Raw genomic sequence first — 7973 nt, 5'->3', positions numbered from 1 at the left:
GACGCTGACTTCTTAGGGCTTGGAAGTCAGCTATTTGCTGCGAACGTAAGCGGCGCAGAACGTGACCACCGCCTGATCGATGGCGGCGTCAACCGCATCATCACTGGGTGTTGGTAGATGGCCAAGCAGTTGAGGCCAAAAGATCACGGCTTTGATTGAGCCAATAAATTGATCGATGGCGAGTGGAATGTTGGCGATCTCGAGTATACCTGCGTCGATGCCCTGCTGCGCCCAGCGGTACAAGCCGTAAGAATCCTCAATTGAGGAGAATTTCTCCATCATTAAGGCAGACGTCTCTGCGCAGCGCATACACTCGGTCATCACCATGCGCGCCGTCATCTGGAAATCGTCATTGTTGATGTGACACATCTGTTTGCGTGTGATGGCTTTAAGCTGCTGCTCTATTGCAACAGAAGTGTCAAACTTCAGGTCGTTTTGGTCATCAAAGCGACACATCAGCTTGTCTACAATAACCTCAAACAGGGCATCTTTGTTTGGGTAGTACTTGTAGAGCGTACGTTTTGATACGCCCGCATGGCGAGAAATCCCTTCCATACTCGATTGCTCAAAGCCTTTTTTTGCAAAGACTTCGATGGCGGATTTGATGATATCTTCTTGTTTTATATCGCTTCTAGTGCTCATTAGCCGAACCCAACAAAACTAAAAGTAAACGATAGTGTTTACTTTTTTTAGGATAGAACCTAAAGTATACACCATCGTTTACTTTTTTGGGTAGCCAATAGGTCATGAAAATGAGCAACGTGATTAAAGCCTCAGTGATTTCTGCGTTAGGTGTCGTAGGATTAAGTCAATTTAGCAAAGCCAATCCCGATTCAGCCCTCGCTCGTAGCGAGCAACAGCGCGCTGAGCGCATCGCCCAGTCGCCTCAGTTTCAAGGTGGTAAAGTGATCACTAGGATGCCTTCAGTGCCTTCTCCTGAAAGTATGTCTTCAGTGATGTGGACCTTCTTTTTTGAGCGCAGCTCCCTAAAGCCGCAAGGTTCTCTACCCAATAGGCCAGTTGATATCGAACGCTTGAATCAGCGTAGTGATGAGATGCGTGTCACTTGGCTTGGGCACTCGAGCCTGTTTATCGATATCGACAAAACGCGCATCCTTATCGATCCGGTTTTCGAATACGCTTCCCCGCGCTTAGCGAAGCGATGGTTTGATCGTAATGTGAGCGCGCCAGTCAGCCGTGAAGCGCTACCTACACCGGATGTGATTGTGATATCCCATGACCACTATGATCACTTAGAAGAGTCGACGGTCCGTTATTATGCCGATAAAGAGGTATTGTTCTTTGTGCCTCTTGCTGTTGGTCGTCACCTCGAAAAATGGGGCGTGCCAGCGGAAAAAATCCAAGAATTCGACTGGTGGGAGTCTGCTCGCGTGAACGGTGTGGAGCTGATCGCTGCACCCGCTAACCATAACTCAGGCCGCACGGGCTTTGATTCCAATACCACGCTGTGGGCATCCTGGGCGATCAAAGGTCAGCATGGTTCACTGTTTTATAGCGGCGACAGCGCGTATGACGATCATTTTGCTCAAATCGGCCAAAAGTTGGGCCCGTTTGACATGGCCTTTATTGAGGTGGCGGCAAACGTTAAAGAGGGCAAAGGCTTCCCCGTTGAAAACTGGGGCCACATGCAGGCCAAACATACCATGCAAGCGTTCTTGGATTTAGAGGCTAAACACCTGTTCCCAGTGCATTGGTCCACGTTTGAGCTGTTTGCTCACAAATGGGATGAGCCGATGACAGACCTGATCGCGGAAGCGAAGCACGCTAGCGCCCAGTTGGTCACGCCGATGATTGGTGAGACGATTTTGGTCAGTGACGACATTCAAACCAGCTACTGGTGGCAAGAGCCTGTGACCTATCTGGCGAATGCCCAATTGAGCTACCAAAATTAGTCTGCGATCATCGCCTAACTTGTAGCTAAAAGCCTGCATTTTGCAGGCTTTTTGTATTTCTGGATGGTCAAACTTGTTCGTCCGGGCCAATTAAGGGTGTTTGATTGGCGTCTATTTTGAGCGTTTGGGTTGGGAAGGCGATATCCGCTCCGTGACGGTGGACGATATCTAAAATCTGCAACAGCACATCTTGCTTTACTTTGTGAAAGCGAATCCAATTGACGGTTTTCGTAAAGGTGTAAACCATGATGGTGAGTGATGAGGGAGCAAAGCCATTAAAGTTAACAATCAAGGTCTGTTTTGCGTCAATATCTGGGTGATTTTGCAGCATGCTTTTTATGTCATTGGCGATCGGTTCGAGTTTGGTGCTGTCGTCATAGCGAATGCCGATGTTTTCGTGAATCCGACGGTTGAGCATGCGAGATGGGTTCTCCACTACAATACTGCTGAACACGGAGTTGGGTACATAAAGAGGGCGTTTATCGAAGGTGCGGATGATGGTCATACGCCAACCAATTCGCTCGACGGTACCTTCAATCTCTCTGTCTGGGGAACGCACCCAATCGCCGACTTTAAATGGGCGGTCAAAGTAAATCATCATCCCGCCAAAGAAGTTTGACAGCAGATCTTTTGCGGCAAAACCGACCACTAAGCCACCGACACCACCAAAGGTAAGTAAGCCTGATAAGCTTAGGCCGAATGTTTGCACAACGGTTAATGCGCCAATGACGACAAAGAACAGGCGCGTCACTTTAGCGATGGCTTGTACCGTGGTTTCATCACGCTTCTTTTGTTTGAGAATGTACTCTTCAACATTGCTGATCAGGCGCATCACTACCCAGATGAAGATACCCACAACGAGAAAATGCTTTAATGTGCTTAACCAGTTGAGGTTAGAGTCAGTTTGCTCTTGCAAGACAAAGCCGAGAGAGATGGTCGCAGGCCAACACCAAATCAGCGTGCTAACGGGTGTTTTGAGCGCTGAGAGCACGAGGTCATCCCAATGGAAATGCGTTTTCTCCACTAAGACTTCTAAGCGCCCATAAACCAGACGCCAGACTATCCAAGCGACAAAACTGGCGAGTGTGATGAAAATAACATTGCTGTTCCACTCTTTGATAAACAGCAGCACATCCTGTTGCCAAGCTAAGACTAACTCATTCATTTTATTTATCTTTGGGTTATGCGCAGAGGGTTCAGTATAGAGGTTTAGGTGAGCTGTGAAAACCAGCCGAATGTCAGAGTTTATTGACTGCTGAAATGATCGGAGAGTGCCGTACGTCGGTGCTTGGCCGCGCCGCCACCTTCTAAATCGACCGTATCTTCATAGCCTTCTTTGATAAAGCGCTGCGTGGGGCTGTTGGGCTCGAGTCGTTTCAATTGCGGAGAGCTGAAAGTGCCTGCAATTTGGTAAATGGACTTACCGCCCCCTGTGGTGAAGAAGACTTTTTTGCCATCAAACTCGAAATCTGTTGCCACTAATCGGTCGTTACGAAATACCCCTTCGCTACTGAGCGTCAGTATTTCGGTATTGTAGGTGGGGGCACCAATTTCTATCCAGCGTCCGTAGACATGTTTAGGGTGCACATAGTCTTGATAACTCACATACAAGAGTGCGGAAAAGCCGAGCGCTAAACCGATGATCACAACGGGCAATACCACTTTAAAGATGGATACTTTGTTCATAGTTTCGCTTCGATCTTGTGTGAATAAACAACGTCCTACCAGTCTAACCCCTCGCTCGCCGGTTCGATATCTCAAATGAGACCAATTCAGAACTTAGACAAAAAAGTTTGATCTTTAGCCAAATAATGATGCTTTGATAAGCGGTGACGCAATAGGAATCCAATAAGTATAGCGTTCGATGCGTTGGCGTGATGATGCAGTGGAAAGTCGGCAAAGGAAATGCTTGCTCTGTCGGGCGGTTTCGTATAAAAGTTTCACTCCATCAATGATAATCGAGTCGTTATTCAAGGAGAGAATCGTGATCAAAGTCAACTCGTACTTCGAAGGGAACGTTCAGTCGTTAGGGTTTAATCAGCAAGGTGAAGCGTCGAGTGTCGGTGTCATGCTCGCGGGTGAGTACACCTTCGGTACAGCAGCACCAGAGCGCATGACAGTGGTGAAAGGGGCATTGACCATCAAACGTGTGGGTGATGCAGACTGGACAACCTATTCCAGCGGCGAGTCATTTGACGTGGCGAGCGACTCTTCGTTTGATCTGCAAGTCAAAGAGGCGACGGCCTACCTGTGTGAATATCTCTGATGCAGTGAGAACCGTATTGGTCTAGATTTGAAACCACGCAATGGCGTGGTTTTTTTGTCTCTGCGCCAAAATGATAACGGTTGTTTCGAAAAATCCGAAAGGATAGTCAGTTATTATCAGTTTAATCACGACAGCCATGAACTATACTCATTAGTATGCCGTGATGCATCGTGAGGAGGTGACTATGGCCGTTGTACCCAAACACAAAGACCAGAATAGCCGTTACGATCCCAGCCAGGATTTAACCGCCGACCAGCTTCATCGCTTTGGTAAAGCGGCTAGCAAAGCGCATGAAAGGCGTAAAGAGCTGGCAGAGAGCGGTTCGGTAGTGTCCGCTGCGCGCGCTGCGAAGGATGCGGCATTTCGCCCTGTCTATCGTCCTAAAAAAGACAAACCCAATACCGTTCGTTATGCCGTATGGCTGGTGGTTGTGATGGTATTCAGTTTGTGGTTGATGTACATGTCTCGTTAAACTCACTTCTCATCCAATTACGCAGAATCAACACGTGCTCGTTTTTGAGTTTTTCTTTCGCACAAGCAAAGTAGAAAGCTTGATGCGGATTGAGCACAGGTTGGCCAATTTCGACCAAATACCCCAATTTAATGTCATCTCGAACGAACATTCGGTGCGTAACCAACACGCCCAAGTGACGTGTTGCGGCCTGTACGGCTTGGATGGATGCGCTAAAGCTCAGATTCTTGGCGAAGGTGGGCAGAGCAAGTTGATGGGCTTCAGACCAGATTTGCCAGTCGTTTTTGCGTCGATCGTTGAGCGCGACAATGGCGGGTTGTTGAGTGAGAATGACCGCGGGATCCATCAAATGCGCATCCTCAACGTCACCGGCATAACACTGCCTAGCGACCTCTGGACTGGCGACCAGTACAAGTTCGTCATCGGCGAGTTTTTCACAGTAGTAGTCCTGCCAATCGCTGGTCTTGCCATGAATGAGCGCCACATCCACCCCTTCTTCTTCTAAAACGAATTGACCAATCAAGGTGGAAATACGGATATCAATATCGGGCGCGTGTTGATTGAACTGGCTTACCCGCGGGATCCACCAGTGCATAGCAAGCGAGTTAACCATGTTGAGGGTCAGACGGTTGCTATGGCGATTGGCTAAAAGGTGCGAAGTCGCCGCGACGATCTCTTCCAGTGCTGGTGCCACGCGGCGATAGTATTGCCGCCCCGCTGAGTTGAGAACCACTTGACGACCAACGCGAGTAAATAGAGGTTGCTCTAGTTGTTGCTCGAGGGTTTTTATCGCCTGACTGATCGCGGAATGACTGACATACAAGGCTTTAGCGGCGGCCGTCATACTTCCGGTTTCGGCAACGGCAACAAACGCATATAAGGATTTCATCGGAGCAACTATTTTCATTTGTAAGTTTTTCTAACAGTTGATGTTGTGATTACTCGTTATTCATTGCTGAAAAAGGTCGATAGACTGGGCGCAGATAACGGAGGAATAATGAAAACCACACAAGACATCTCTGCATCACCTGTCCTTTTTATGTTGGCCTCTACCTTCAGTTTGTCACTGACTGGGCTAATGTCAAAACTTTTAACAGATTCTATCGCACCGAGCGCACTGAGTTTTTTGCGTTTTTCGGTGCCTGCACTGTTGATTGGGTTGATGATCAGTCGGTCGTCATGGGCGCCGCCTCGCGGAGAAGTCCGAAAAGCACTTTGGGTACGTGCGCTGTGTATTGCTGCGTGTCAGATCTGTTTTATCTACGCCTTGAGCCACCTCAGTTTGGTTGAAAGCGTGGTGCTGTTTGGTACCGGGCCGCTGTTTATCCCCGTGTTGGAAAAACTCATTTTTCGCACTGCTATTGGAGCAAAGGCGCTGTGGGGACTGACGTTGACATTTGTTGGTGTGGTATTGCTTGCTGGGGAGTGGGGAGCGCTGACCTTCAAACCGGCGTTATTGGTTGGGTTACTGGCCGGTCTTTTTAATGCGGGCTCGCAGCTCAGTTTGTACCGAGTCAGTCATTCGTCGATGAGCAGTTTGGCGATTAACCTTTGGACCTTCGTGTTTGCGGCCTTGCTGGTTGCCCCCTATTTGATTTGGCAAGCGGTCACCTCTGCGCCGCTTGTTTCTCCTCTGACTGGATATTCGCTCCATTGGGGCTGGGGCTTACTGGCTTTGTTGATTGTGTTGATGTCGCTGCTAATCATTAACACTCAGGTATTTCGAGCCAAGGCGTACCGTTTAGCGGCTTCGGGCTCTCAACTTGCTCCGCTTATTTTCACCAATTTAATCTTTTCCACCCTATGGCAATGGGCCTTTTATGATGAGCATTACCATCTATGGCAGTGGATTGGCCTGTCGATTATCGTTCTCGCTAACGTTATGGTGGTGCTAGTACCTCACTGGCACAACAAAAAGCCCAAGCTGTTATGGAATAGATAGTACTTCGTAAGCCGAGTGCCACTAGTCAATCGATGATGGCTTGATGCGCAAGCCATAAGGCAGCGCACTGAACACCGATTTGTGACGCGACGGTATTGGAGCCTCATTCACGCCTTGCCAGTCAAGCAGCATAATAGCCAATACGTTGCGATGTTCACCGTAGGTCAAATCAAAATCACCGCTGACTGAAGCGATCATACCGCGCTCAGCATTGATGGATTGCTGAATCGCGGCGCGCGTTTTATCGACAACAGGATCATCCTCAAGCCCCGCCAGTAAAAAGGCGATGCCCACTTCGGCGATAATGTCCTCTTTGGTACGAGCTAAAATGGTGTCGATGTTCTCGCGTAGATAGTGGTAAAGCCACTCATACTGTTTCTCGTCAACCGCGTGCTGATAGTAGTGTGATGCGGCAAAAATGATGTGCGTCATACCGTAGATTTTATTGCCGTATTGTTGATTGGATAAGGCAGCGTCTTCGGCATCTGGGTAGGTGCTTCGAAAGGTCTGTGTAAATGCCTCAACCACATCTTGCTCTTCGAGTTGTTGTAGCCAATAGACTTGATTGGCCAGTTGGGCTGCCCACGCTTTGATCATGTCTGGGTCGGTGACATAGCGTTTGAAATCGTAGCGACGGATCACGTTTCGTAGCGCGTTATCATCCAGATGCTCTAAATGATATTCGTTGGCGCGAGCCAGAGAGCCGAGCAGGTCGACACCCAGGTAAATGTACTCTGGGTAGCGCTTAGTCATTTGATAACGGCGTTGACTGCGCTCATCTGAATCCCCTTCATAGCTGCGATTGCGCTTTTGGGCGTAGGCCATGATTTGCTCTGGAGTGTGTACTTGCGCTGCAAATCGGTTGAGTCGACTCGCCACCCTTGCCATATCGCTCCACACTGCGGCTGCGTATTGGTCATCAAGCGTTTGGCGATACATTCTCAAACCGTAATGGCCCTCTTTAAAGGCTGGCAAAGTGTAAAGTTTACGCTCGTAAGTTTGGCGGATAACCTCTGCCGACTGCTCGTACGTCATCGTCTGAGCGTGAAGCAGCGTACTCAAAGTGGTTATGCACAAAATAAGCAAAGTGGTAGGGAGTCGCATTCATGTGTCCTTACAATCGGATACCGAGACAAAAACGGTGAGCGTGGAGTAAAACAAACATTCTTCAATGTTATGTGAGCGCCCCGTCAAATGAAGGCGAATAATGCGTGAGATGAGGTAAAGCACAAGCGATGGAGAGGAGAGGTTGAGAAAGTCACGTCTTTGTTGTTAATTTAGCTATCATTAAATTAACAAGTGTGAATGAAGCGACTGAAAATATTAACAAAGGTGTGTAACCTTATGGGCAATACTGGTAATAACTAATATTTGCGCCAA

Annotated in this window: 9 protein-coding genes; 4 read left to right on the top strand and 5 right to left on the bottom strand. The window is 48.4% G+C overall.

Features of this window, described 5'->3' with window-relative positions; genetic code table 11:
• Positions 1 to 30: 30 nt before the first annotated feature.
• The gene (locus tag AC6R03_RS06190; RefSeq protein ID WP_500626767.1) at positions 31 to 642 is read right to left on the bottom strand and encodes a TetR/AcrR family transcriptional regulator; all 612 of its coding nucleotides are present in this window, start codon (positions 640 to 642) and stop codon (positions 31 to 33) included.
• 110 nt (positions 643 to 752) lie between these two features.
• On the opposite strand from AC6R03_RS06190, the gene AC6R03_RS06185 reads away from it, so the two are divergent.
• Positions 753 to 1913 (top strand): MBL fold metallo-hydrolase, encoded by a 1161-nt coding sequence (locus AC6R03_RS06185; RefSeq protein ID WP_500628462.1) that lies wholly within the window; start codon positions 753 to 755, stop codon positions 1911 to 1913.
• Positions 1914 to 1980: 67 nt separating this feature from the next.
• Here the strand turns inward: AC6R03_RS06185 and AC6R03_RS06180 are convergent, their stop codons facing one another.
• Both AC6R03_RS06180 and AC6R03_RS06175 read right to left on the bottom strand, forming a co-directional pair.
• Positions 1981 to 3078, bottom strand: coding sequence for a mechanosensitive ion channel family protein (locus AC6R03_RS06180; RefSeq protein ID WP_500632077.1), 1098 nt, complete (start codon positions 3076 to 3078; stop codon positions 1981 to 1983).
• Positions 3079 to 3158: 80 nt separating this feature from the next.
• A complete protein-coding gene (locus AC6R03_RS06175) occupies positions 3159 to 3599 on the bottom strand; it encodes a DUF2850 domain-containing protein (protein ID WP_500632078.1) in 441 nt (146 codons plus the stop codon).
• Positions 3600 to 3897: 298 nt separating this feature from the next.
• Between AC6R03_RS06175 and ppnP the strand changes: the two genes are divergently transcribed.
• Positions 3898 to 4179: a pyrimidine/purine nucleoside phosphorylase gene (ppnP, locus tag AC6R03_RS06170; protein ID WP_500632079.1), complete on the top strand. Its 282-nt coding sequence runs from the start codon at positions 3898 to 3900 to the stop codon at positions 4177 to 4179.
• Positions 4180 to 4363: 184 nt separating this feature from the next.
• Positions 4364 to 4651 carry a hypothetical protein gene (locus tag AC6R03_RS06165; RefSeq protein WP_334552143.1) on the top strand — a complete coding sequence of 96 codons (288 nt, stop codon included), beginning with the start codon at positions 4364 to 4366 and terminating at the stop codon, positions 4649 to 4651.
• Here AC6R03_RS06165 and AC6R03_RS06160 read toward each other — a convergent pair.
• On the bottom strand, positions 4620 to 5558 hold the full coding sequence (locus AC6R03_RS06160; RefSeq protein WP_500632080.1) for a LysR substrate-binding domain-containing protein: 939 nt from the start codon (positions 5556 to 5558) through the stop codon (positions 4620 to 4622). The genes AC6R03_RS06165 and AC6R03_RS06160 overlap by 32 nt on opposite strands.
• A gap of 90 nt (positions 5559 to 5648) precedes the next feature.
• Here AC6R03_RS06160 and AC6R03_RS06155 point away from each other — a divergent pair, with 90 nt between their 5' ends.
• Positions 5649 to 6593, top strand: coding sequence for a DMT family transporter (locus AC6R03_RS06155; RefSeq protein ID WP_500632081.1), 945 nt, complete (start codon positions 5649 to 5651; stop codon positions 6591 to 6593).
• A 21-nt stretch (positions 6594 to 6614) separates the two neighbouring features.
• Here the strand turns inward: AC6R03_RS06155 and AC6R03_RS06150 are convergent, their stop codons facing one another.
• On the bottom strand, positions 6615 to 7697 hold the full coding sequence (locus AC6R03_RS06150; RefSeq protein ID WP_500632082.1) for a DUF3541 domain-containing protein: 1083 nt from the start codon (positions 7695 to 7697) through the stop codon (positions 6615 to 6617).
• Positions 7698 to 7973: the final 276 nt, after the last annotated feature.

This window comes from Vibrio sp. R10-SG-ISO4, from assembly GCF_059834135.1.
The sequence above is the reverse complement of the archived record's forward strand: the minus strand, read 5'-3'. Positions and strand labels throughout refer to the sequence as shown.

Coding starts and splice junctions, on each gene's coding strand:
- AC6R03_RS06190 (WP_500626767.1), bottom strand. CDS start 642: ATGAGCACTAGAAGCGATATAAAACAAGAAGATATCATCAAATCCGCC.
- AC6R03_RS06185 (WP_500628462.1), top strand. CDS start 753: ATGAGCAACGTGATTAAAGCCTCAGTGATTTCTGCGTTAGGTGTCGTA.
- AC6R03_RS06180 (WP_500632077.1), bottom strand. CDS start 3,078: ATGAATGAGTTAGTCTTAGCTTGGCAACAGGATGTGCTGCTGTTTATC.
- AC6R03_RS06175 (WP_500632078.1), bottom strand. CDS start 3,599: ATGAACAAAGTATCCATCTTTAAAGTGGTATTGCCCGTTGTGATCATC.
- AC6R03_RS06165 (WP_334552143.1), top strand. CDS start 4,364: ATGGCCGTTGTACCCAAACACAAAGACCAGAATAGCCGTTACGATCCC.
- AC6R03_RS06160 (WP_500632080.1), bottom strand. CDS start 5,558: ATGAAAATAGTTGCTCCGATGAAATCCTTATATGCGTTTGTTGCCGTT.
- AC6R03_RS06155 (WP_500632081.1), top strand. CDS start 5,649: ATGAAAACCACACAAGACATCTCTGCATCACCTGTCCTTTTTATGTTG.
- AC6R03_RS06150 (WP_500632082.1), bottom strand. CDS start 7,697: ATGCGACTCCCTACCACTTTGCTTATTTTGTGCATAACCACTTTGAGT.